This window comes from Serratia sp. 201 (assembly GCF_037027545.1).
GTDB classification, from domain to species: Bacteria; Pseudomonadota; Gammaproteobacteria; order Enterobacterales; family Enterobacteriaceae; genus Serratia; species Serratia bockelmannii.
Window position 1 is genome coordinate 222,169 of sequence record NZ_JAXCHC010000004.1, and the last position, 24,244, is coordinate 246,412.

18 protein-coding genes are annotated in these 24,244 nt (G+C 58.1%); 6 read left to right on the top strand and 12 right to left on the bottom strand.

Features of this window, described 5'->3' with window-relative positions; all coding sequences use genetic code 11:
- Positions 1-4 precede the first annotated feature (4 nt).
- The 6 genes from phnK to phnF are packed head-to-tail and all read right to left on the bottom strand — an operon-like array spanning position 5 to position 4,488.
- Positions 5-793 (bottom strand): phosphonate C-P lyase system protein PhnK, encoded by a 789-nt coding sequence (phnK, locus tag WA302_RS19860; protein WP_038879071.1) that lies wholly within the window; start codon positions 791-793, stop codon positions 5-7.
- Positions 793-1,653 (bottom strand): alpha-D-ribose 1-methylphosphonate 5-phosphate C-P-lyase PhnJ, encoded by an 861-nt coding sequence (locus tag WA302_RS19865; protein ID WP_019453317.1) that lies wholly within the window; start codon positions 1,651-1,653, stop codon positions 793-795. Before WA302_RS19865 ends, phnK begins: the two co-directional genes overlap by 1 nt.
- Positions 1,646-2,731, bottom strand: coding sequence for a carbon-phosphorus lyase complex subunit PhnI (locus tag WA302_RS19870; RefSeq protein WP_060448240.1), 1,086 nt, complete (start codon positions 2,729-2,731; stop codon positions 1,646-1,648). The genes WA302_RS19865 and WA302_RS19870 overlap by 8 nt, the downstream gene beginning before the upstream one ends.
- Entirely contained in the window at positions 2,731-3,312 is a 582-nt protein-coding gene (phnH, locus tag WA302_RS19875; RefSeq protein ID WP_336064701.1) for a phosphonate C-P lyase system protein PhnH, read from the bottom strand. Before phnH ends, WA302_RS19870 begins: the two co-directional genes overlap by 1 nt.
- A 3-nt stretch (positions 3,313-3,315) precedes the next feature.
- Positions 3,316-3,759 carry a phosphonate C-P lyase system protein PhnG gene (phnG, locus tag WA302_RS19880; protein WP_016929298.1) on the bottom strand — a complete coding sequence of 148 codons (444 nt, stop codon included), beginning with the start codon at positions 3,757-3,759 and terminating at the stop codon, positions 3,316-3,318.
- Complete coding sequence (gene phnF, locus WA302_RS19885) at positions 3,760-4,488, bottom strand: phosphonate metabolism transcriptional regulator PhnF (protein WP_049208807.1); 729 nt, start codon at positions 4,486-4,488, stop codon at positions 3,760-3,762. It abuts the gene before it with no gap.
- Between the two features lie 227 nt (positions 4,489-4,715).
- Between phnF and WA302_RS19890 the strand changes: the two genes are divergently transcribed.
- The 4 genes from WA302_RS19890 (at position 4,716) to WA302_RS19905 (ending at position 12,022) form a co-directional block, all read left to right on the top strand.
- Positions 4,716-5,771, top strand: a complete 1,056-nt coding sequence (locus tag WA302_RS19890) for a permease (protein WP_336064702.1) — start codon at positions 4,716-4,718, stop codon at positions 5,769-5,771.
- A gap of 44 nt (positions 5,772-5,815) precedes the next feature.
- The gene (locus WA302_RS19895; protein WP_323712004.1) at positions 5,816-6,055 is read left to right on the top strand and encodes a hypothetical protein; all 240 of its coding nucleotides are present in this window, start codon (positions 5,816-5,818) and stop codon (positions 6,053-6,055) included.
- Between the two features lie 273 nt (positions 6,056-6,328).
- Entirely contained in the window at positions 6,329-10,399 is a 4,071-nt protein-coding gene (locus WA302_RS19900) for an NACHT domain-containing protein (RefSeq protein WP_336064703.1), read from the top strand.
- Positions 10,400-10,411: 12 nt separating this feature from the next.
- A complete protein-coding gene (locus tag WA302_RS19905; protein ID WP_336064704.1) occupies positions 10,412-12,022 on the top strand; it encodes an LA2681 family HEPN domain-containing protein in 1,611 nt (536 codons plus the stop codon).
- A 183-nt stretch (positions 12,023-12,205) separates the two neighbouring features.
- Here the strand turns inward: WA302_RS19905 and nrdG are convergent, their stop codons facing one another.
- The 3 genes from nrdG to WA302_RS19920 form a co-directional block, all read right to left on the bottom strand.
- Positions 12,206-12,670, bottom strand: a complete 465-nt coding sequence (gene nrdG, locus WA302_RS19910) for an anaerobic ribonucleoside-triphosphate reductase-activating protein (protein WP_060448235.1) — start codon at positions 12,668-12,670, stop codon at positions 12,206-12,208.
- Between the two features lie 168 nt (positions 12,671-12,838).
- The gene (gene nrdD / locus WA302_RS19915) at positions 12,839-14,977 is read right to left on the bottom strand and encodes an anaerobic ribonucleoside-triphosphate reductase (RefSeq protein ID WP_336064705.1); all 2,139 of its coding nucleotides are present in this window, start codon (positions 14,975-14,977) and stop codon (positions 12,839-12,841) included.
- Between the two features lie 244 nt (positions 14,978-15,221).
- Entirely contained in the window at positions 15,222-16,136 is a 915-nt protein-coding gene (locus WA302_RS19920; protein ID WP_336064706.1) for a LysR family transcriptional regulator, read from the bottom strand.
- A gap of 105 nt (positions 16,137-16,241) precedes the next feature.
- Between WA302_RS19920 and WA302_RS19925 the strand changes: the two genes are divergently transcribed.
- On the top strand, positions 16,242-16,766 hold the full coding sequence (locus tag WA302_RS19925) for an NAD(P)H-dependent oxidoreductase (protein ID WP_025305105.1): 525 nt from the start codon (positions 16,242-16,244) through the stop codon (positions 16,764-16,766).
- A gap of 28 nt (positions 16,767-16,794) precedes the next feature.
- Here the strand turns inward: WA302_RS19925 and treC are convergent, their stop codons facing one another.
- The 3 genes from treC to treR all read right to left on the bottom strand — a co-directional run bounded on the left by treC (position 16,795) and on the right by treR (position 21,027).
- Positions 16,795-18,459 carry an alpha,alpha-phosphotrehalase gene (treC, locus tag WA302_RS19930; RefSeq protein ID WP_197791137.1) on the bottom strand — a complete coding sequence of 555 codons (1,665 nt, stop codon included), beginning with the start codon at positions 18,457-18,459 and terminating at the stop codon, positions 16,795-16,797.
- A gap of 67 nt (positions 18,460-18,526) precedes the next feature.
- A complete protein-coding gene (gene treB / locus WA302_RS19935; RefSeq protein WP_043139193.1) occupies positions 18,527-19,942 on the bottom strand; it encodes a PTS trehalose transporter subunit IIBC in 1,416 nt (471 codons plus the stop codon).
- A 137-nt stretch (positions 19,943-20,079) separates the two neighbouring features.
- Positions 20,080-21,027 (bottom strand): trehalose operon repressor TreR, encoded by a 948-nt coding sequence (gene treR / locus WA302_RS19940; RefSeq protein ID WP_033641688.1) that lies wholly within the window; start codon positions 21,025-21,027, stop codon positions 20,080-20,082.
- 424 nt (positions 21,028-21,451) lie between these two features.
- Here treR and mgtA point away from each other — a divergent pair, with 424 nt between their 5' ends.
- Complete coding sequence (mgtA, locus tag WA302_RS19945; RefSeq protein WP_336064707.1) at positions 21,452-24,160, top strand: magnesium-translocating P-type ATPase; 2,709 nt, start codon at positions 21,452-21,454, stop codon at positions 24,158-24,160.
- Positions 24,161-24,244: the final 84 nt, after the last annotated feature.

Sequence of the window (24,244 nt, forward strand, 5' to 3'; positions counted from 1 at the left end):
TGGGTTACGACAGCACCGAAGAAACCAGCAGCTGGGTGTAAGGATGGTGCGGATCGTCCAGTACTCGGTCGGTCAGGCCGCTCTCCACCACTTCGCCCTGTTTCATCACCAGCAGACGGTGGGCCAGCAGCCGCGCCACGCCGAGATCGTGGGTGACGATCACCGCCGCCAGCTGCATTTCCACCACCAGGTTGCGCAGCAGATCGAGCAGGCGCGCCTGCACCGATACGTCCAGCCCGCCGGTCGGCTCGTCCATAAACACCAGCTTGGGGTGGGTGACCAGGTTGCGGGCGATCTGCAGCCGCTGCTGCATGCCGCCGGAGAAGGTGGTCGGCAGATCGTCGAGGCGCGACAGCGGGATTTCGACGTCTTCCAGCCACTGGCCGGCCTGACGGCGAATGTCGCCATAGTGGCGCTGGCCGATGGCCATCAGCCGCTCGCCGATGTTGCCGCCGGCGGAGACCTGCGGCCGCAGCCCGTCGAGCGGGTGCTGGTGCACCACGCCCCAGTCGGTGCGCAGTAGGCGGCGGCGATCGCTCTCCGCCATGGCGTACAGATCCTGTTCCTGGCCCGCCTGCGGGCGGTAAAGGATCTGCCCGCGCTGCGGCGCCAGCCGCGCGGAGATCGACTTCAGCAGCGTGGTTTTGCCGGAGCCGGATTCGCCGACGATGCCCAGCACTTCACCGGGGTAGATGTCGAACGACACGTCGCTGAAGCCCTTGCCGGGGGCGTACAGGTGGGTGAGCCGGTTCACCGACAGCAGCGGGGTGGTGCTCAAAGGGGTGGAAGTCATCAGTGCTGCGCCTCTTGCGAAGATTGCGCCAGCTGCTGCCGGCAGTAGTCGGTGTCCGAACAGACGAACATGCGGTTGCCCTGATCGTCGAGCACCACCTCGTCCAGGTAGCTGTGGCGCGAACCGCACAGCGCGCAGGGTTCGTCCCACTGCTGCACGCTGAACGGATGGTCGTCGAAGTCCAGGCTCTCCACCTTGGTGAACGGCGGCAGGGCGTAGATGCGTTTCTCGCGCCCGGCGCCGAACAGCTGCAGCGCCGGCATCATGTGCATTTTCGGGTTGTCGAATTTCGGGATCGGTGACGGATCCATCACGTAGCGATCGTTGACCTTCACCGGGTAGGCGTAGGTGGTGGCGATATGGCCGTAGCGCGCGATGTCTTCATACAGCTTCACCTGCATCACGCCGTACTCTTCCAGCGCGTGCATCTTGCGGGTCTCGGTTTCGCGCGGTTCGATAAAGCGCAGCGGCTCCGGGATCGGCACCTGATAGATCAGGATCTGGTCTTCGCGCAGCGCGGTTTCCGGAATGCGGTGACGGGTTTGGATCAGCGTGGCCTCCGGCGTGCGTTCGGTGGTTTCCACCCCGGCGACGCGCTGGAAGAAGCGGCGGATCGACACCGCGTTGGTGGTGTCGTCGGCGCCCTGGTCGATCACCTTCAGCACGTCGGCGCGGCCGATAACGCTGGCGGTGAGCTGGATGCCGCCGGTGCCCCAGCCGTAGGGCATCGGCATCTCGCGGCCGCCGAACGGCACCTGGTAGCCGGGGATCGCCACCGCTTTGAGGATGGCGCGGCGGATCATGCGCTTGGTCTGTTCGTCCAGATAACCGAGGTTATAGCCGGTCAATACTTCACTCATCGCGGGCCTCCTGACGCTCGCTGTATTCCTGCCGCAGCCGCTTGAGCAGCGCCAGTTCGGCCTGGAAGTCGACGTAGTGCGGCAGCTTGAGATGGGAGACGAAGCCGGCGGCCTCGACGTTGTCGGCGTGGGCCAGCACGAACTCTTCGTCCTGCGCCGGGCCGGCGACGCCTTCGCCGTAGTCGGGGCTTTGCAATGCGCGATCCACCAACGCCATTGCCATCGCCTTGCGTTCGGCGCGGCCGAACACCAGCCCGTAGCCGCGGGTGAAGTGCGGCGGATGGTCCTTGGGATCGACGAAGCCGTTGACCATTTCGCACTCGGTCAGCAGGATCTCGCCAATATCGATGGCGAAACCGAGCTCTTCAGGCACGATCTCCACCGAAACGTGGCCGGTGCGGATCTCGCCGGCGAACGGGTGGTTGCGGCCGTAGCCGCGCTGGGTGGCGTAGCCGAGCGCCAGCAGAAAACCTTCGTCGCCGCGCACCAGCTGCTGCAGGCGCGCCGAGCGCGAGCAGGGGTAAACCGGCGGGTTGCGGGTGATGTCGTCCGGCGCGCTGCCGTCGTCTTGTTCCTCCCGCGCCAGCTGCTGGCGACACAATAGATCGAACACGTGGCTGCAGTTGTCCGGCAGCGGTTCGTCGGCCTGCGGCGCGCGCGGCGCCTCGCCTTCCGCCAGCAGCGCGAAGTCCAGCAGCCGGTGGGTGTAGTCGTAGGTCGGCCCCAGCACCTGCCCGCCGGGCAAGTCCTTGTAAACCGCCGAGATGCGCCGCTCCAGCCGCATGTTTTCGCTGGCCAGCGGCTCGCTGACCGCCAGGCGCGGCAGGGTGGTGCGGTAGGCGCGCAGCAGGAAGATCGCCTCCACCAGATCGCCGCTGGCCTGTTTGATGGCCAGCGCCGCCAGCTCGCGATCGTAGATGCCGCCTTCGGTCATCACCCGATCCACCGCCAGCCCCAGCTGCTGTTCGATTTGTTCCGCGCCGAGCGCCGGCAGCGCGTCGTCGCCGCGCCGCAGCTGTTCCTGCAGCTGATGGGCGGCCTCAATGGCTTTTTCGCCCCCTTTTACCGCTACGTACATCAGCACACCTCCACGCGGGTGGTCCGCGGGATCGCCAGCAGGCGATCGCCGCAGGTCAGCAAAATATCCAGCCCCAGCGGGAAGCGCTGCGGACGGTTGACCAGGTAATCGAGCAGCGCCGGCGGCAGACGCGGCGCAATCAGGCGATGATTCTCGATGCCGGGGCCGGTCAGGCGCAGCGCGGTGCCGTTCTCCAGCTCAGCAAGCTGCACCACCACCGTGGCGCCGCATTCCGGCGAGATTTCAGTGCCGTGCGGCAACGCCTGCAGATCGGCGGCCTGCAGCTGCTCATCGAACAAGGCAAAACAGACCTCCTGCGCCGTGGCGGCCAGCGGCGCGCCGCTGTGAAAACGAATGTTGGTTAGCACTCGCTCACTTTTGAGCGCAGCGCACAGCTGCAGCGGCGTTTCCTGATCGGCCAGCGTCAGCAGCGCGGCGGTGCTGGCGGCGTTCAGCGGCGCCCAGGCCGGGCCGGTCGGCAGCGTCACCCGGTGGCCTGGTTCGCTCAAGGCTTTAAGAATCAAACGGAAAGCGTGCTGCGATTGGTCTATCGGTTGCTCAAAACCGGTCAATAAACTCATGGCTTAATCCCCTCGCACCAGCGTAAAGAAGTCCACCCGGCTGGCGGCGATCGCCCGGGCGCGCAGCTGGCGCTGTTCGTGCTGCAGCGCGGCCAGTGGCGCGATCAGCTGTTGTTGCAGGCGTTCGCCGTGTTCCGGCTGTTGCAGCAGCGCATCGGCCAGCGCGCACAGCTCGGCGTGCGCCTTGTCGCGCCCGGCGATGTAGCTGTAGCCGTAGCCGCCGTTGTCCAGCTGCACCACCGCGCGGGTGACCGTCATGTCCCCCAGCACGAAGCGGCGGCCGGTGGCGCCCATGCGCCCTTGCAGCTGGGCCAGGCCGATCTCCGGCGCGCGGATGCTGCGGTAACCCGGGCTGAGGTTCAGCGCCTGCCAGTGGCTGCGCAGCTGCTCGGGCCGGCTGTGCGCCAGCACCGACATCCAGCGTTGTCTCGACTCTAAGGCGTGCATTCAGTGCTCCATCGTCAGTTCAATCATGTCGGCGCGGGCCAGGCTGACGGAGTATTCCGCCACGTCTTCGCCGCCGCTGCGGACGTTAAGGGTGCGCACGCACAGCAGCGGCGCGTGGGTGGCGATCTCCAGCAGCCGGCTCTCTTTGGCCTGCGCGCGGCGCGCGCTGATGCGCGTCTGGCGGCGGGTCAGCGGCTGCCGGAGGTGCTGTTCGATAAACTGGTGCAGCGAACCGCTGTGGAACTGCTGCAGCGCCGGCCACCACTCCAGATCGGGCAGATAGTGATCGATCACGCTCATCGGCACGCCGTTGACCCGGCGCAGGGTGCGCAGGTGGATCACCATTTCGCCTTCTTCACGCGAGAGCGCGCTGGCGACATGCCCATTGCACGGGCGCAAAACAGCGAGTAAGCGCTCACTGGTGGGGTGGCTGCCCTGTTCGAACAGGTTCTGACTGAAGCGGGTATTGGCGTGCAGCGGGTAGTCGTAAGGCCGCATCAGCACCAGAATGCCGACGCCGTGGCGGCGCTGCAGCCAGCCGCGCTCTACCAGCTGATCCACCGCGCGGCGCAGCGTGTGGCGATTGACCTGGTAACGTTCGGCCAGCTGCTGTTCCGAAGGCAGGTAGTCGCCGCAGCGGTATTGCGTGCGCAGCTCCTGTTCTAGCTGCGCGGCGATCTGCTGATAGCGGGTGGGGTAAGTGGTCGGATGTCTAGATAACTCCATCATAATAAAAACCTCGTCATACCGATGGCTGTGCGATGAAGGCGGAAGCGGTGCGTTTCATCGGGCGTCTACCCTGTGGTTTTCACGTTGGCATCATGGTGCCGGGCGCAGATGACAATCGCGTTACGCGTCGGTGGCGAACAGATGAACTATTTAGGACAGCCCGGGCGTGCACGGGCGGCGACGGCGCGCTATGCTGGCGCCTCTGTTGACTGACTCTGGCCGCTACCATGCCGCAACCTCTGAACGCCCCTGAACCCGCCCCACGCGCCTGGCCGCTGTGGAAACCGATCCTGTTTCTGCTGGTGGTGGCCGTCGGCCTCTACTACGTCAAATGGCAGCCTTACTACGGCAAGGCGTTCGTGGCGGCGGACAGCCACTCGATCGGCAAATCGATCCTGGCTGACGGCGCCGCGAGCCCCTGGCTGGCGGCCTGGCAGTACGCGCTGGTCTACTTCACCGCGGTGTGGAAGGCGGCGCTGCTCGGCGTGCTGTTAGGCTCGCTGGTGCAGGTGCTGATCCCGCGCGACTGGCTGGCGCGTACGCTCGGCCACCGGCGTTTTTCCGGCACCGTGCTGGGGGCGCTGCTCGCACTGCCGGGCATGATGTGCACCTGCTGCGCCGCGCCGGTTGCCGCCGGCATGCGCCGCCAGTCGGTATCCAGCGGCGCCGCGCTGGCCTTTTGGCTCGCCAACCCGGTATTGAATCCGGCGACGCTGGTGTTTATGGGATTTGTGCTCGGTTGGCCATTCGCCGCCATCCGTCTGGTGGCGGGCGTGGTGATGGTGCTGGGCATCGCCTGGCTGGTGCAGCGCGTAACCGCCCAGGACCCGCAGCCCGCCGCGCCGCAGCCGCCGGTGATGACGGCGCAGAGCGACGAACGGCCGTTTCTCGCCCGCTGGGGCAAAGCGCTGTGGGCGCTGTTTTGGTCGACCATCCCGATCTACGTACTGGCGGTGCTGGCGTTGGGCGCGGCGCGGGTCTGGCTGTTCCCGCACGCCGACGGCGCCGTCGACAATAGCCTGCTGTGGATCATCGGCCTGGCGATCGTCGGCTGCCTGTTCGTTATCCCCACCGCGGCGGAGATCCCGATCGTGCAGACCATGATGCTGGCGGGCATGGATGCCGGCCCGGCGCTGGCGCTGCTGATGACCCTGCCGGCGGTCAGCCTGCCTTCGCTGCTGATGCTCAACAAAGCCTTCTCCGCCCGGGCGCTGTGCCTGACGGCGGCGCTGGTGGTGCTGTGCGGCGTACTGACCGGCGTGGTGGGGATGGGGTTGTTGTAACTTACCGCTGCTGCTGAGTGGTTCGGTGCTGTCTCAAGGAGGAGATGGAAATGGAGCAGCGGAATAAACCTGAAATGGACGTAGAGGCGATGTTGCTGGAGCAAGCGTTGCGTGAAAGGGTGGATGCCGCCTTTGAACGCTTAAGAAACGGCACCGCGGTTTATCTAAGCCATTCGGAGGTAGAAAAACGAATGGCTGTATTCAAGAAGAAAATCCGGGAACGTTATCGGTGGGGATGTTTAGGAGTGGTTCAGGGCTGGGCTGACGGTCTCTACGGGGAGTAGGTCACAGGTCGTCAGTTTTGAGCGACATGCAGTCCATGTAACGGAGCCAGCGTCATCCCGGATCCTATCAATGTTTGAATGGTATCAGCACTCGACGTCCTAGCAGCCAGTTCTGCTCACTATGAGTCTGTCATGTAAACCAAAACGTGACATCATAGCAACCATGGTGGGTTAGATGGTTTACTGTATCGGCTGAAAGTCTATGATAAATTTGGAGTAAAACCTGCCATACAGATTTGGTAGAACAAAAATAGATACTCAGGAACCTATATAATGCTAACCAGGCAAGTCAGGCAAATCTATCCTCTACAGGAAAAAGATACCCAAACTGTGGTATTTAGTGATTATTTTCACTTTCCGAATATTGTACTGCTTGGTGATCCTGGTGCTGGAAAAACGCACCTCTTCAAACAGTTTGCGGCATTGCAAGAGGCAAAATATCTGACAGTACGTCACTTCTTAAGTGGCGTACCTATTGATAATCAGAAAACGTTGTTCATCGATGCATTAGATGAGAAGAGGAGTGCCAGTAACAGTAGTGACGTTGTAGATGACATCGTCCGTAGGCTTTTTTCCCAAACGCCACAAAATGTCAGAATTTCTTGTCGCTCTCAAGATTGGTTAGGCGAATCAGACTTGTCAGCATTTTTACCCTATTTTGAGCAGACGGGAGGCTATGTTGTTTTACATTTGCAGTCACTCTCAAAAGAAGAGCAAACTGCAATTCTACAAGCTAATGGTGTAGAACACCCCGAAGCGTTTCTGGCTGAAGCAGAAAAACATGATGCCAGCGAATTTCTTTACAACCCACAAAATCTGCTAATGCTGGCTGAAGCCGTTAAAGAAGGAAACTGGCCCCGAACAAGGTCTGAACTTTTCCACTCTGCGACACAGTTCCTTTTAACTGAACATAGCCAAGAGCATACGCGGCTAACTTCAGGAATTTATACCTGCGACGAATTAGAGTATCCTGCTGGATCAATTTGCGCGTTGCGCATATTGAGTGATGTTTCCGGGGTTTCTCTACTTCCGAACGATATCCGACCAGAATACCCCAGTTACAGAACCATCTCGTTCTTCTCACATGAAATAATTAGAGCGGCGTTATCGAGGCGGGTTTTTTCTGCCGGAGATGAGCTTGAAACTGTTGAGTACAGCCACAGGACAATTGCTGAGTATTTAGCGGCAAAATGGTTAGCCGGGATCGTTGACAAAGGGCTACCCATGGGGCGTTTGAGAAGTATGCTGGGATTTGAGGGGTATCCGTCTTCAGAATTGAGAGGTTTACACGCATGGTTAGCGGTCTTTTTACCGCAATACGCCCAGGTATTCATTGAAGCCGATCCTTATGGCGTTCTGACCTATGGCGATGCAGCTTCATTACCGATAGCGGAAAAACAAAATCTACTTGTGGCGCTGTCAAAACTTTCAGAACGTGATCCCTGGTTTAGAAATCACGGTCTCAATTCATATCTGAATGGCTTTGCGACAGTAGAAATGGAAACTCTGTTACGACAGATAATCCGCGATCCTCATTCGTCATTTTCTCTGCGCATGATCGTTTTGGAATCCTTATCGGTAACAACACCGATAGTCGCATTGAGTGATGACTTAATCAATATTGTCAAATCAGAGGATTCCTCGTATGCGGAAAAAGAAGAAGCAATAACAGCATTAATCCATTTTGGAGTACCTGGCCAGAAATTTTCGGTGCGTTTATTTGCGGAGTTAAAAGACAAAAATCACGATAGCATCCGGTTGCGTAACCATATCATTCAGTTGCTTTATAAAGATTACTTTACACCGCAGGATATAGCACAACTGCTGGTTGATACATTAAACATAACCAGTGAGCGATTACCGATAGGCGCATTATGGCGACTGAATGATATTGTACCGACAGCTGATCTGCTCGCTATATTTGAGTATCTTGAACAGTACCATAACGATCACAGTAAAGATTGGGATTCCTCACCTAAGAATCAATATGAAATTGTGCATTTTCTCGAAGCTGGCTTATTGCACATACTGAGCAAGGATAGTAATTATAGTGCGGATCAGATATGGTTGTGCCTAAAAACGTTCTATAGCTACTCCCGTTATCACCACTATCGCAGTTATGATGATTTGCAGAAATCTATCGTTCATGAGATAAAAAATCGTAGCTGGCAATATGAAGATATTATAGATGCCGCCATTCTCTCATTTACACGCCATGATACTCGATACTTGTTCTTACATGAATTTACTGAAAGCACCTTTCATCTTGTCCCTGATGAGCTTTTGCTGGCTCGTTTTATCCACTATTTATCCCATGCTGACGCTGGTTCAGATAAAACTGAATGTATTTATCGACTGACATTTGCGGTCCTTTACCGATGTGCCAAGCCATCCCAAGAAGCGTTTGAGTTTCTTTCCGCGTACTGCCATTTAAATGTAAAGTTGACGACTGTGTTTGAGACCTCCATCGTCTGCGAGATTGACGATTGGCGAGTAAAACATAATATTAGACAAATAGCGTATGAGAAAGAACGAAACGCGGCGCGTTATGAAGATAGGCACAGTTTCGAGTTATGTCGTCAGGAAATTGTGTCGGGCCAACATTTGGGGTGGCTCAAACATATTTCCTATATTTACTATTCGAAATACAGCGATGTTGATGACAAATTGACGCCAGTGCAGCGCTGTGAAGACATATTAGGTGCCGAAAACGTCATTGATGCGATATCCGGTCTTTTAGCGATTTTAAATCGTTCAGATCTGCCCACTATTGACGAGTTGAATTGTGCTTTGCTGAAGAGGGAGTATTACGGATGGTGGTATGCAGTACTGGCAGGAAGCGATGAGTTATTTAAAAAACATCCTGATGTTACACAATGGAACGAAGGTTTATTAACAACGCTATTGACTCTGGATGTTATACTAGCACTTTTCACCAAAGACAATAATGTTGTAAGTGATTATTCATTACCGTGGAAAAGGGATGTGATACTTAACAAAACAGCATTTTTCATCAAAACCTATTACCACATTATCAATTTCTGCATTAGTAATCAGTTGCAACATATCCGTGCACTTAACTATCTGTTAAATGATACCTGCATTCCAATCGACTATACCGTTCCTTTAGTTATGAGACTCGCTAAAGAGCACCCTGATGATGTTCTCCACTTACAAAACCTGGTGGAGTGGTTGTTAGCGCATCCTGAGAGTCATGCAGAGTTATTGCAGTTATCTGAGTTGATGGTAGCGCAACCCTCAAAACTCAAAAATCCAAGTTATCAAATTTGGCTGGTATGTACTTATTTATTCGTTCCAAACCAGTGTCAGGATCTATTTTTATCTGAATCAAAATCCGCGCCGGAAATGATAGCGCTCCTTCGTCAACTATCAGGTAAGGCGAAAAGAGGCCGTGGTAGTAGTGAGCAGCGTTTATCACTAACACAATTGGAAGCGATCATCACTGTCTCTGCTACTCATTTTCCTAATGCAGATCGCGTTGCAAGAAACGACTCTAACTCAGCAACCAATTGGGAGTATGCTGATTTTATCAAAAGATTGATTGATGACGTTTCTTCTTTTTCCTCATACGATGCCGGTGAAGTATTTGAACGTTTATTATTACTGCCAGAATGTACAAGTTACCGGGATTATCTCTTGCACGCCCAAAGCAACCAGAAGGTGCGGTATCGGGAATCACAGTTTCAACACACTAACTGGAAGCAAGCGTTGAATACGCTTAAAAATCAGACCCCAGCTAATGTAATGGATCTCTATGAGTTATTGTTAGATCATTTGCGGGATATCGCTAACCGAATTACTTATGAAAATACCGATATTTATAAACAGTTCTGGAATGAGAATGGCAATGGTCAAATTTTAGTGCCTAAGCCTGAAGAGAGCTGTCGGAATTTTTTTCTGGAGCTGCTTAGAGCACGACTCCATCCGTTACAAATAATCTGTGAGCCAGAAGGCCACATGGTTTCGAGTAAAAGGACTGATATCATCATTTCACTTCCAGGAATAAAGATCCCCATTGAGATAAAGCGTGATTATCACCGGGACGTCTGGAGAGCACTTAACGAGCAACTTGACCAACTTTATACTACCAATCCCGATGCCGCAGGCTACGGCATCTATCTTGTGTTCTGGTTTGGTGCTTCTCGACCAAACGCTATCCCTCGCCCGGAGAAAGACACACCACCCCCAGTAAACGCCACGACAATGGAGGACATTCTTAATGAAGCTGTGCCAATGGTTAAGCGAAACCGCCTGTCTGCGATAGTAATTGACGTATCAGGTGAGGCTCATTCGACTATTGAAACGCAAAAATCATCTATGTAAGGAAAGTGGATCATGATTACAAAAGAACTTGTAGATGAAAGTCTCAATATTCACCGACTGGTTGATAGTGGTGATTTTGACCTGGCATACCAGCAATCCGTTGTATTCCTGGAAAAACTGGGGGAAATAACGGTCAAAGGTGAAAATTATTTTATTGTGCTGGGGAATGTGGCTGGCAGTCTTGTTGATATTGGGCAAATGAGCAACCATAAAAATGCAGCAGAGCTTGGTTTTAAGCTGATGGATGATAACAAGGAAGCATTAGCACATGTACAAGGAGAGAGCCATTTTTATTATAATTATGGTAATGCCTTGTCTAATAAGATAAGTGTCGATAATCCTCACGACCACACATTCCAGTCAATAGAAGAACTTGTTTCGTTAAAAAACATCTACTGGCGAGCCTTTAGATTCTCCTCACAAGAGAGCGAAGAGTTTCAGGCGGAACTGTCCGTTAATCTGGCCAATTCGCTAAGAAGCCAATTTAGGCTGAGTGAGGCACTGAGATATTATGATCTCACTAATCGCAAGGGATTAGATATACCACAGTCTTGGGTCAATCGTTCTGCCGCGCTCATTGAGCTAAACCTTGTTTCATCTTCATACTCCATTAAGCAACTGAAGGAGATACGAAAAGGTTATATTAATGCATCTGTTTCCAAAAAAATTCCTCCACAATGGGAATCATTTTATCTTGGTCGTATAGCACAAATGAACGATAAAATAGAAAAATGTGTATCAGCAGACGGCGAAACGGACGAGCATGATGACATGCTCACGCAACAGGAGTTTGGCGCATTAAGTGCATATAGGCAATTCTGCCTAATAAATTATCTGACGCTGTCCGAGCACGGTCTTTATTGCCCCTGCGTGGGGAGTGCCACCGATGATCTTGTCATCTCTTCTTCTGGTGTAACCGGTGATTTTATTATTCCAATGGAGATGGCATTAAACCGCTTTAAATCGGAGTTTTCACTTGCCCGCCATCTCTATTTTGATTACCTTTATCCTCAGGATACGGATGCTATCAAAGAAGAATGCCATTTTCTGGAGTTACATAATGACGAGATCTTAGGAATTGATATTGAGAAGATCAGAACGGCATTTCGTCTCTGCTTTGGTATTCTCGATAAGATTGCGTTATGTATCTGTGAACTTCACAAAGTTTATCCACCTGCAAAGAAGGGTGGGTTACAGAAAAATATCTATTTTCAAAGCTTCTGGCAGTTAGACGTTGATAACAGAAGACAACGGTTTGAAGATATAAAGTCACCTGGACTTTTAGCATTGTACAGCATTGCTACTGACCTGAATAAAAATAAAGGTGGCGAATTGGCTTTTTATAAAGAGTGGCGAAATGGTCTAGAGCATAAATTTTTGGTGGTACATAAAAGTGATAAAGCAGAAGATCTTTATCAGTCTTATAAATTGATTAAAGATATTCTTTTTATCAAAGAGGATGAGTTTATTCACCATTTCGGTCAGTTGATTCAGATTACCCGTTCAGCAATATTTTCATTTGCTTTTATGGTTAGACATGAAGGTAAGAAACAAAAAAAAGAGAATGTTCCTTATATTACCAATGAACTGCATATGAGAAAGTATTCGTCAGAACCTAAGTAAAAGGCAGCAAGCGAAGCGCAATGTAAACACCCCTGCAAAACTACCCATCCACTATTAGAGAGTCTTTGGCACTCCAGCTTCCGCTTTTGGCACAAAGCCGCCTATCAGATCAGGTTTAGCTCTGTGCCGTAGCCGTATCATGCCGACTTTGGATTAACACATGTCGACACACGTACCGTTAACTCATCGCAACCTATGCACCACCTGGTTGCTGCTGCCGCGCCAGATCAGCGCCGGGTCTTTTAAATCCTGCACGAACTTGCCGTCGACCAGCACGTTGATCCTGTCCACCACCTGCATTTGCTGCGCGTCCAGCTCCGCCAGCCGGTAGCCGGTCCACAGCCAGATATCCTTGCCGGGGCACTCGGCGCGCACCCGTTTCACCAGCGTTAAGATGCTTGGCACGTTGGCCGGATGCAGCGGATCGCCGCCGGAGAGCGACAGCCCCTGGCGCGGCACGCGGGTATCGTTCAGATCGGCGATGATGCGGTCTTCCAGCGCTGGGGTAAACGGCTGGCCGGAGTTGAGCCGCCAGGTGCTTTTGTTGTAGCAGCCGGGGCACTGGTGCACGCAGCCGGCGACAAACAGCGTGCAGCGGGTGCCGGGGCCGTTGACGACGTCGATCGGGTAATACTGGTGATAATTCATGTGAGGCCTGCCCATCAGGCTATTTTACTGGCCATTTTGCCTCCGGGCAGGGCTCCCAATCCTCACGTACTGCGTGTACGCTGCGGTTGGTGTGCGCTGGCCGAAGGCAAACTGGCTGTGACAATCACGCCTGATGAACAGGCTTCTGCCTAGGCTGCACGGCGCTTTTCAGCCGAGCTGCCCGTTGCCGAGGTGTTTCACCCGGCGTTTCACCTCTTCCTGCTTGCCGGCGTTGAACGGCCGGGCATCGGGGCTGCCGAGATAGCCGCACACCCGGCGGGTGACCGAGACCTTGGCCGAGTCGTGGTTGCCGCATTTCGGGCAGGTGAAGCCTTTGCTGGTGCAGGAGAATTCACCGGTGAAGCCGCATTCGTAGCACTCGTCGATCGGCGTGTTGGTGCCGTAGTAAGGCACCCGGGTGTAGCTGTAGTCCCACACGTCTTCCAGCGCCTTCAGGTTGTGCTGCAGGTTCGGGTATTCGCCGTAGCAGATGAAGCCGCCGCTGGCCAACGGCGGGTAGGGCGCTTCGAAGTCCAGCTTGTCGTACGGATTGACCTTCTTCTCCACGTCGAGGTGGAAGCTGTTGGTGTAATAGCCCTTGTCGGTGACGCCCGGCACCACGCCGAAATCGGCGGTGTCCAGCCGGCAGAAGCGATCGCACAGGTTCTCGCTCGGCGTGCTGTAGAGGCTGAAGCCGTAGCCGGTCTCGTCTTTCCAGGCGTCGACGGCGGCGCGCAGCCGCGCGACGATCGCCACCGCTTTGGCGCGCAGCGCCTCGTCGTCATACACGTGGTTCTCGCCGCCGAACAGCGCATTGATGGTCTCGTGCAGGCCGATGTAGCCCAGCGAAATTGAGGCGCGGCCATTCTTGAAGATATCCGCGATGTTGTCGTCGGCCTTGAGCCGCACGCCGCAGGCGCCTTCCATGTACAAGATTGGTGCCACCCGCGCCTTGATGCCTTCCAGCCGGGCGATGCGCGTCATCAGGGCCTTTTTCGCCAGCTGCAGGCGCTGTTCCAGCAGCGCCCAGAAGCGCGACTCATCGCCCATCGCCTCCAGCGCGATGCGCGGCAGGTTGAGGCTGATGACGCCGATGTTGTTGCGGCCGTCGTGCACCAGTTCGCCGTCCTGCTCGTAGGTGCCGAGGAAGCTGCGGCAGCCCATCGGCGTTTTGAACGAGCCGGTGACTTTAACCACTTGATCGTAGTTGAGGATGTCCGGGTACATGCGCTTGCTGGCGCACTCCAGCGCCAGCTGCTTGATGTCGTAGTTCGGATCGCCGTACTGGTGGTTGAGGCCGTCGCGGATGGCGAACACCAGTTTGGGGAACACGGCGGTCTTGCGGTTTTTGCCCAGCCCGGCAATGCGGTTTTTCAGGATCGAGCGCTGGATCAGGCGCGACTCCCAGCTGGTGCCAAGGCCGAAGCCGAAGGTGACGAACGGCGTCTGGCCGTTGGCGGTGTGCAGGGTGTTGACCTCGTACTCCAGCGACTGGAAGGCGTCGTAACACTCTTTCTCGGTGCGCGCCATGGCATAGCCTTTGGCATCCGGGATCTGCCATTCTTCCGCCACCTGCAGGTGTTTGCGGAAGCTCTCGTCGACGAACGGCGCCAGAATTTCATCGATGCGGTTGATGGTGGTGCCACCATAAATATGGCTGGCGACTTGGGCGATGATCTGCGCGGTCACGGCGGTGGCGGTGGAGATCGACTTCGGCGGCTCAATCTCGGCGTTGCCCATCTTGAAGCCGTTGGTCAGCATGCCTTTCAGATCGATCAGCATGCAGTTGAACATCGGGAAGAACGGCGAGTAGTCGAGATCGTGGTAGTGAATTTCGCCGCGTTCATGGGCCAGCACCACGTCGCGCGGCAGGATGTGCTGCTTGGCGTAGTGTTTGGCGACGATGCCCGCCAGCAGGTCGCGCTGGGTGGGGATCACCTTGCTGTCCTTGTTGGCGTTTTCGTTCAGCAGCGCGCGGTTGCTCTGCTCGACCAGGCCGCGAATTTCCTGGTTCAGGCGGCCGCGCAGCTCGCGCGCCACGTCGCGATCGTGGCGGTATTCGATATAGGCGCGCGCCAGCTGTTTGTACTCGCCGGCCATCAGCTGGTTTTCCACCGCCTGCTGGATCTCGTGGATATCGACGCGCGGCTGCAGCTCCATGCGCTGAGCGACCACGCGGGCGACGGTAGCGCAGTAGTCGGCGTCGACCACGCCCACCGCCAGCGCGGCGCGCTCGATGGCCTGCGCGATGCGCGCTTCGTCAAAAGGTACCTGGCAACCGTCCCGCTTAATCACTACTGGTTTCACGTTGTACTCCTTGTTCCCCGAGGGAGCGTTCATACCCGCCTGGCATGGCGAGCAACCGTCAAATTTCGCTTATCCACAGGGCAAAGCCGCAGCGCGCAAGGGCTGTGGCGGCGTGTGGATGATTTTGTGGATAACTACTATATATAGGCGTTCGCAATTCTTAATGCACTATATATAGATATTGGCGCGATTCTTTTGATGTAGAACAAGGAAAACGGAAGAGCGTGTGCAAGCTGAACAGACGTCAATCGCCGGCTGGCCGATCGCGAAAATGTTCCAGCAGAAAATCGACCCAGACGCGCACCCGCGGCGGCAGATCCGCCGAAGCGTAATAGAGCCACAGCTGCACCGGACGCGGCCAGCATTCCGCCAGCACCGGCCGCAGCGTGCCCTGTTCGAAGTGCTTATCGAGGTACCAGCGCGCCAGGTTGACGATGCCCAGCCCGGCCAGCGCCGCATCCAGCAACATCTCCGGGCGGCTGACCACCAGCCGGCCGTTCAGATCCAGCGCCAGCGTTTCGCCCTGATGGCGCAGCTGCCATTTGACGTGGCGGCCGTTGGCCGGGTTGCGGTGCAGCAGGCAGTCGTGCCGCAGCAGATCGTGCGGCGTTTGCGGTTCACCGCGCCGCGCCAGATAGTCCGGCGACGCCGCCAGCACCATGTGCATCGGGTAGAGCGGGCGGGCCACCAGCCGGCTGTCGGGATCGACCCGGCTGCCGATGCCGACGTCGAAACCTTCGCCCACCAGATTCACCACCCGGGCATCCAGCGACAGATCGAGATCGATCTGCGGGTAGCGTGCCAGAAATTGCGGGATCAACGGCATCAGCATCTGGCGGCCGAAGCCGGGGATCATCGTGACGCGCACCACGCCGGCAGGCGCCTGCCGTTCGCCGCCGGCGCTTTCCAGCGTCGCCGCCAACGCCTGCCACAGCGGCGCCACCTGTGCCAGCAGCGCTTTGCCCTCGTCGGTCAGCAACACGTTGTGGGTGTTGCGCTGAAACAGCCGCAGCGCCAGCTTTTCTTCCAGCGCGCGGATGTTTTTGCTGACCGCCGCCGGCGTCACGCCCAGCTGGCGGGCGGCGGCGGAGAAATTTTGCGCCTGCGCGGCGGCGAGGAAGGCCGGCAACAGGCGATGCACGTCAAAGGGCAGCGACATAGTGGTTGATACTTTCGGTTGAAATTGAAGTGACCTCTAACAGCCTACACCCGAAGCGGCGGAAATGGAAAAATGCCCTCATCTTCTTATGACCGAGGAATCGTTATGCCACGCATTTTAGTGTTAACTGCCCACCGCACCCCCGACGAGTCGCGCATTAATAAGGCGCTGATCGAGGCCGTACGCCCGCTGCCTAACGTTACCGTACATGAGCTGATCCGCGCGTACCCGGATTATCGCATCGACGTGGCGCGCGAACAGGAGTTGCTGCAGAGCCATGATGCGGTAGTGATGCTGTTCCCGTTTTACTGGTACAGCTCGCCGGCGATCCTCAGCGAATGGCAGGATGCGGTATTAACCTACGGTTTCGCCTACGGCAGCGAGGGCACTAAACTGCACGGCAAGCCGTTGCAGCTGGTGGTGAGCACCGGCGGTAACGCGCAGGCTTATACGGCGGAAGGGTACAACCGTTATCCGGTGCAGGATCTGCTGCTGCCGTTCCACGCCATGGCCAACCTGACCGGCATGGATTACCTGCCGCCGCATTTGGTGCAGGGTGTATTCGACATGAGCGACGAACGCCTGGCGCAAGAGGCCGCCGGGGTGGTGGCGCTGCTGGGGAAATGGTAGGGCGCAGCGCTCGCCGCGCCCTGCGGGGTTAGTCTTCGAGTAGCCACCACACCGCTTCGAACGGCCGCAGCGTCAGCGCCTGCGGCTGGTCCGCCGAATCGGCGTAGTTGCTCATCAGCGGGCGCCATTGCGCGGAGGCTTCCACGCCTTCCGCCGCCCAGGCCAGCGGTTCGCGGCTCAGGTTGGCCACCACCAGCAGGCGCTGGCCGTTCCAGCTGCGCTGATAGCACCACAGCGCCGGGTGTTCCGGCGCCAGATCCTGATAGTCGCCGTGGGTCAGCAGCGGATACTGCTTGCGCAGGGTGATCAGCTGGCGGTAGGCGTAAAACACCGAGTCGAGATCGGCCAGCGCCGCGTCGGCGTTGATCTGCGGGTAGTTCTCGGCGCAGCCGATCCACGGCGTGCCGGTGGTGAAACCGGCGTGGGGCGCGGCGCTCCACTGCATCGGCGTGCGGCCGTTGTCGCGCGATTTGTCGGCCAGGATCGCCAGCAGCTCCGCGTCGCTGCGGCCCTGGGCGCGCAGTTCGGCGTACATGTTCAGGCTTTCCACGTCGCGATACTGTTCGATGGCGCGGAAGCCGGGGTTGGTCATACCGAGTTCTTCGCCTTGATAGATATAAGGCGTGCCCTGCATGCCGTGCAGCACCATCGCCAGCATTTTGGCGGCCGGCACCCGCAGTGCGCCTTCATCGCCGAAGCGCGACACGATGCGTGGCTGATCGTGGTTACACCAGAACAGCGCGTTCCAGGCGCGGTTATGCATCCCTTGCTGCCAGTGGCGGAAGATCTGCTTCAGTTCCACGTAATCCGGCGCCGCCCGCGTCCATTTTTCACCGCCGGCGTAGTCCACCTTCAGGTGGTGGAAGTTGAAGGTCATCGACAGCTCTTCGCCGCTCTGCGCCGCGTACTGCTGGCAATGCTCAAGCGTGGTGGAGGACATCTCGCCCACCGTCATCAGGCCGCGTGGTTGGAACACCTCGCGGCTCATCTCCTGCAGGAACTCGTGAATGCGCGGGCCGTCGGTATAGAAGCGGCGGCCGTCGCCCTGGCTGTCGGACGGGAAGTCCTGCTGCTTGGACACCAGGTTGATCACGTCGAGGCGCAGGCCGTCGACGCCTTTGTCCGCCCAGAACTGACACACTTTCTTCAGCTCTTCGCGCACCGGTGGGTGTTCCCAGTTGAGATCCGCCTGCTCGGCGGCGAACAGGTGCAGGTAATACTGGCCGCTGTCGGCGTGCCATTGCCAGGCGTTGCCGCCGAACTTGGAGCGCCAGTTGTTCGGCGGCGTTTCACCGTCGCCGTCGCGCCAGACGTAGAACTGACGATACGGGCTGTGGCGATCCTGCGCGGCTTTGAACCACGGGTGCTCGGTCGAGGTGTGGTTGAACACCATGTCCATCACGATGCGGATACCGCGCTGGTGGGCGGCGGCGATCAACTGCTCGAAGTCGGCCATCGTGCCGTAAGCCGGATCGATGGCGCAGTAGTCCGCCACGTCATAGCCGTTGTCTACCTGCGGCGATACGTAGACCGGCGTCAGCCAGATGGCGTCGACGCCCAGTTCCTGCAGATAGTCCAGCCGCCGGGTCACCCCGGCCAAATCGCCGTAGCCGTTGCCGGTGCTGTCCTGAAAACTCTTCGGATAAATTTGGTAGATGACGCCGTTCTGCCACCAGGGGGTTGGGTTGCTCATAGTTCAATACCTTTGAATCGTGACAACGAGCCCGCGTGAGCGGGCCCCTACATTCATCTTGCGTCAATCAAACCGGCAGCTCGCCGCGGGCGGCCTTGCGTTTGTAGACCATGATGGTCAGCACCAGCGGGATGACGATCGCCACCAGAATCGCCAGCGAGTAAATCAGCCAGAACTGCGGCTTGATAGACAGAATGCCCGGCAGGCCGCCGACGCCGATGCCGTTGGCCATCACGCCGTCCAGCCCGCAGATAAGGCCCGCGATCGCGGAGCCGATCATCGCGCACAGCATTGGGAAGCGGTATTTGAGGTTGATGCCGTACATCGCCGGTTCGGTCACGCCGAGGTAGGCGGAGATCGCCGCCGGCACCGAGATTTCACGCTCGTTGGCCTTGCGGCTGATGATGATGATGCCGAGCACCGCCGAGGCCTGCGCGATGTTGGACAGCGCAATCAGCGGCCACACCGGGGTGCCACCCATGCTCTGGATCATCTGCATGTCGATAGCCAGCGTGGTCTGGTGCACGCCGGTGATCACCAGCGGCGCATACAGGAAGCCGAACAGCGCGGCGCCCACCGGCGCGAAGCTGCCGGTCATCACCGATTTCACCGCCCAGGCGACGCCGTCGCCGATCATGCGGCCGAACGGCCCGATCAGCGCGTGTGCCAGGAACACCGCCAGCAGCAGCGAGACCACCGGCACCACCACCAGATAGAGATAGTCGGGAACGATCTTTTTCAGCCGGGTTTCGATCCAGCCCAGCGCCATGCCCGCCAGGATCGACGGGATCACCTGCGCCTGATAGCCCACTTTCTGGATCACGAACCAGCCGAAGTTCCACACTTCCGGCGTTTGCTGGCCGAGCAGGTAGGAGTTCATCAGCTGCGGCGACACCAGGGTGACGCCCAGCACGATGCCGAGCACCGGCGTGCCGCCCATCTTTTTCACCGTCGACCAGCAGATGGCCACCGGCAGGAACATGAAGATCGCTTCACCGAGCAGCCACAGGAAGTCGTAAACGGTTTTCCACGCCGGGTGCATCTGCGCCAGCGTTTGGCCGTCGGACATCGGGATGTCGCCGATCACGTTGCGGAAGCCGAGGATCAGACCGCCGCTGATCAGCGCCGGCAGCAGTGGGAAGAAGATCTCGGCGAAGTGGGAGATGGTGCGCTCAGTCCAGGTCATGTTCTGGCGCGCGGCCACCTTGGCCTGCTCCTTGTCGGCCTCGTTGACGCCGGTGCTGGCGATCAGCGCCTGATAGTAGTCGCCGACGTCGGTGCCGATCACCACCTGGAACTGCCCGGCGTTGGTGAAGCAACCCTTGACCATCGGCAGCGCTTCGATCTCTTTCGGTTTCGCCTTGTTGGGATCGTTGAGGACGAAACGCAGCCGGGTAATGCAATGGCTGACGGTGGCGATGTTCTCGCGGCCGCCGACCAAAACAATCAGGCGATCAATATCCTGCTGTTTTACTTTGCTCATTATGGGATACCTGCAGAGGTGTTGACTGAGTAATGATCAAAGCTTAGCCACTCGGCTTTTTGAATGAAATGGGAACGTTCCCGGATTGGGGCGAGGATCACAAAATGACAAAAAATGGTCAACTTCTCATCAGGTCGTCAGGAAAGTTTGCTGGGCACCACCAGGCGGCGGATCCCCTGTTCGCCACTGAGCTGTGCCAACAGCTGCTGCGCCGCCAGCAGGCCGGCGCTGCCGTAGCCGAACTCCACCGACAGGGTGTCGGGGAACAGGAAGCTGAGCAGCGGGGTGTTGCCGATGGCGCATACCTGGATGGCGCGCGTCGGCTGTTGTTGCAGGTATTTGATCGCCCCCAGGGCGATGCTGTCGGAGGCGCAAATCAGCGCGCTGGTGTGCGCGTCAATCACTTCGGCGGCGTGCTGGAAACCGCTCTGGTAGCTCAGTTCGCCCAGCGTGGCGCGCGGCGTGAGCGTGAGGCGTTCACAGGCGTCGAGATAGGCCTGGTAGCGGCGTTGGCCGGTGGTGGCGTCGCTGAGCTGCACCCCCAGATAGCCGATATGCCGATGCCCTTGCCGATACAGGCGATCCATCAACAGGTTCACCGCGCCGGCGTCGTCATAGCAGACAGACGAGAAGCCGTCGTATTCGCGCACCATCACCACCATTTTTTCCTGCCACGGCTTGAGCATCGCCGCGGTCAGGCCGGTGAAGCCAAACAGGATCACGCCGTCGACGTTGCGCTGATGCAGCACGTGCAGATGCTCCTGCACCAGGCGAGTTTCGAACTGGCTCTCCATCACGATCGGATCGAAGCCCTGCTGGTACAGCAACGGCAGCATGGTGCGCACCGCCTGGTTTTCCGACGGCGAATCGAGACGGGAAACGATAATGCCCACCACTTTGTCGCTCTGGCCGCGCATGGCGCGTGCCGACTTGGAGGGGGTAAACCCTTGCTGACGGATCACCGCTTCCACCCGTTCACGGGTTTGCGGGCTCACGCTGCCTTCATTGTTCAACACGCGTGAGACGGTGGATTTACCTACGCCGCTCAGGCGTGCGATGTCCTTGATGGTCAGCCGGTTTTGCATGGTTTACTTTTCGTTGAAGTGGACAGGCGTAACATAACGGCCTGTAAAACAATGCCCGTCAGCATAGCTCATTTTCCGACGCGGATCTTGATGCAAAACGGGATTGTTGCACTGCGCTGAACGGCCGCTCCTGCCGCTCTGTTTTTCCCTTTACCGGAGGTGATCCCCCATATGGACCCCGACCCGACTGCTTTAGACACTCACTCGGTTCTCCGGTAAAACCTCTCCGCCTGGCGCTGCTGTTTTACCGGTGAAGTACATCACGGTAACCGGTAGCGCGCGCTTCGTCGTTCGCTCCTGCTGCTGAAAAAAAATAATAAGGATCTGCGTTGGCAGAGGCTTTTGGCGCACCCGCCATCCGCCCGGCCGATGACGATCCCCGTTTACCCGCTGCCGTGAGGCACCGGGCGACGAGGTGCGAACCATGAAACTGAAAAAACTCCCCCGCCAGCTGCTGGGCCTGTTCGCCCGCGGCCTCCCGCGCCGTTTGGTGCGTCGCGACAGTCTGCTGGACAGCGTCGGCGGCGCTGCGCGCGATATGCCGGCCGGCCTGGCTCAGCAGCGGCTGGCATGCGCCGCCGCAGAAACGATGCAGCTGTTTGAGCGTTTCCACAGCCACCCGGAAGGCATTACCGCCCATGAGGCGGAGCAGGTGCGCCAGCGCTGCGGCGAGAACGTCATCGACGATCAGCAGAAAGAGGCCTGGTGGCAACACCTCTGGCACTGCTACCGCAACCCGTTCAACCTGCTGCTGACCGCGCTCGGCATGATTTCTTACGCCACCGAGGATCTCACCGGCGCCTTGGTGATCGCGCTGATGGTGCTGATCTCCACGCTGCTGAACTTCATCCAGGAGGCACGATCCAACCGGGCGGCCGACGCACTGAAGGCCATGGTGAGCAACACCGCCACGGTGATCCGCAGCGATGCGCTCACCGGCAAGAGTGAGCACGTGGAGCTGCCGATCGCGCAGCTGGTGCCGGGCGACATCATCAAGCTGGCGGCCGGCGACATGATCCCGGCGGATCTGCGCGTGCTGTCGGCCAAGGATCTGTTCATCAGCCAGGCGGCGCTGACCGGTGAATCGCTGCCGGTGGAAAAATCCGCGGCGCCGCAGGCGTTGGCGGCCGATCCGCTCGACTGCCAGAACCTGTGCTTCATGGGCACCAACGTGGTCAGCGGCACCGCGCTGGCGATGGTGATTGGCACCGGCGGCGGTACCTATTTCGGCCAGTTGGCGCAGCGCGTCACCAGCCAGGATGAGCAGCCGAACGCCTTCCAGAGCGGCATCAGCAAGGTCAGCTGGTTGCTGATCCGATTTATGCTGGTGATGACGCCGATCGTGCTGCTGATCAACGGCTACACCAAGGGCGACTGGTGGGAGGCGGCGCTGTTCGCGCTGTCGGTGGCGGTCGGGCTGACGCCGGAGATGCTGCCGATGATCGTCACCTCGACGCTGGCCAAAGGGGCGGTGAAACTGTCGCGCCAGAAGGTGATCGTCAAACGTCTGGACGCCATCCAGAACTTCGGCGCGATGGACATTCTGTGCACCGACAAGACCGGCACCCTGACTCAGGACAAGATCGTGCTGGAGCGCCATACCGACGCGTTCGGCGCCAGCAGCGAGCGGGTGCTGCGCTACGCCTGGTTGAACAGCTTCTACCAGACCGGGCTGAAAAACCTGCTCGACGTGGCGGTGCTGAGCTGCGCGGAGCAAAATCAGCAGCCGCAGGCGCTGCAAAACTACCGCAAGGTGGATGAGATCCCGTTCGATTTCGTCCGCCGCCGCATGTCGGTGGTGGTGGCCAAAGACAACGAGTATCACGAGCTGGTGTGCAAGGGCGCGCTGGAAGAGATGCTGGCGATTTGCAGCCACGTGCGCCACGAAGACGAGGTGATCCCGCTGAGCGAGGCGCTGCTGGCGAGGATCCGCCGCATCACCGACGATCTCAACCAGCAGGGGCTGCGGGTGGTGGCGGTGGCCAACAAGATCCTGCCGGCGCAAACCCATGAATACGGCGTGGCGGACGAGTCGGATCTGATCCTCGAAGGCTACGTCGCCTTCCTCGATCCGCCGAAGGAAAGCACCGCGCCGGCGCTGGCGGCGCTGAAACAGAACGGCGTCACGGTGAAGATCCTCACCGGCGACAACGAGCTGGTGGCCGCCAAAGTGTGCCGTGACGTCGGGCTCGAGGCCGATCATCTGCTGCGCGGCAGCGAGATCGAGCAGATGGACGACGAGCAGCTGGCGCAGGCGGCGGCGCGTACCACGGTGTTCGCCAAGCTGACGCCGCTGCACAAGGAGCGCATCGTCAAACTGCTGCGCCGCCAGGGGCACGTGGTGGGCTTTATGGGCGACGGCATCAACGACGCGCCGGCGCTGCGCGCGGCAGATATCGGCATCTCCGTCGATTCGGCGGTGGACATCGCCAAGGAAGCGGCGGACATCATCCTGCTGGAAAAAAGCCTGATGGTGTTGGAGCAGGGGGTGATCGAAGGGCGCCGCACCTTCGCCAACATGCTGAAATACATCAAGATGACCGCCAGCTCCAACTTCGGCAACGTGTTCAGCGTGCTGATCGCCAGCGCCTTCCTGCCGTTTCTGCCGATGTTGCCGCTGCATCTGTTGATTCAGAACCTGATGTACGACATCTCGCAGATCGCCATCCCGTTCGATAACGTCGACGACGATCAGATCACCCAGCCGCAGCGCTGGAATTCCGCCGATCTGGGGCGGTTTATGGTGTTCTTCGGGCCGATCAGTTCAATTTTCGACGTGCTGACCTTCAGCCTGATGTGGTGGGTATTCAAGGCCAACACGCCGGAAATGCAGACGCTGTTCCAGTCCGGCTGGTTCGTGGAAGGGCTGCTGTCGCAAACGCTGATCGTGCACATGATCCGCACGCGCAAAATTCCGTTTATCCAGAGCCGCCCGTCCTGGCCGCTGTGCATCATGACGCTGGCGGTGATCGCCACCGGCATCGGCCTGGTATTCTCGCCGCTGGCCGGCTTCCTGCAGCTGCAGGCGCTGCCGCTCGGTTACTTCCCGTGGCTGGTGCTGATCCTCGCCGGTTACATGGTGCTGACCCAGTGCGTGAAAGGCTGGTTCGTGCGCCGCTACGGCTGGCAATAACCCGTTCGCCCCCTCCGGCCGGGAGGGGGCAACTGTGATCCCGTCCGCTTTTTCACCGCAACGGTTGGACATCTGTTCTGTGCT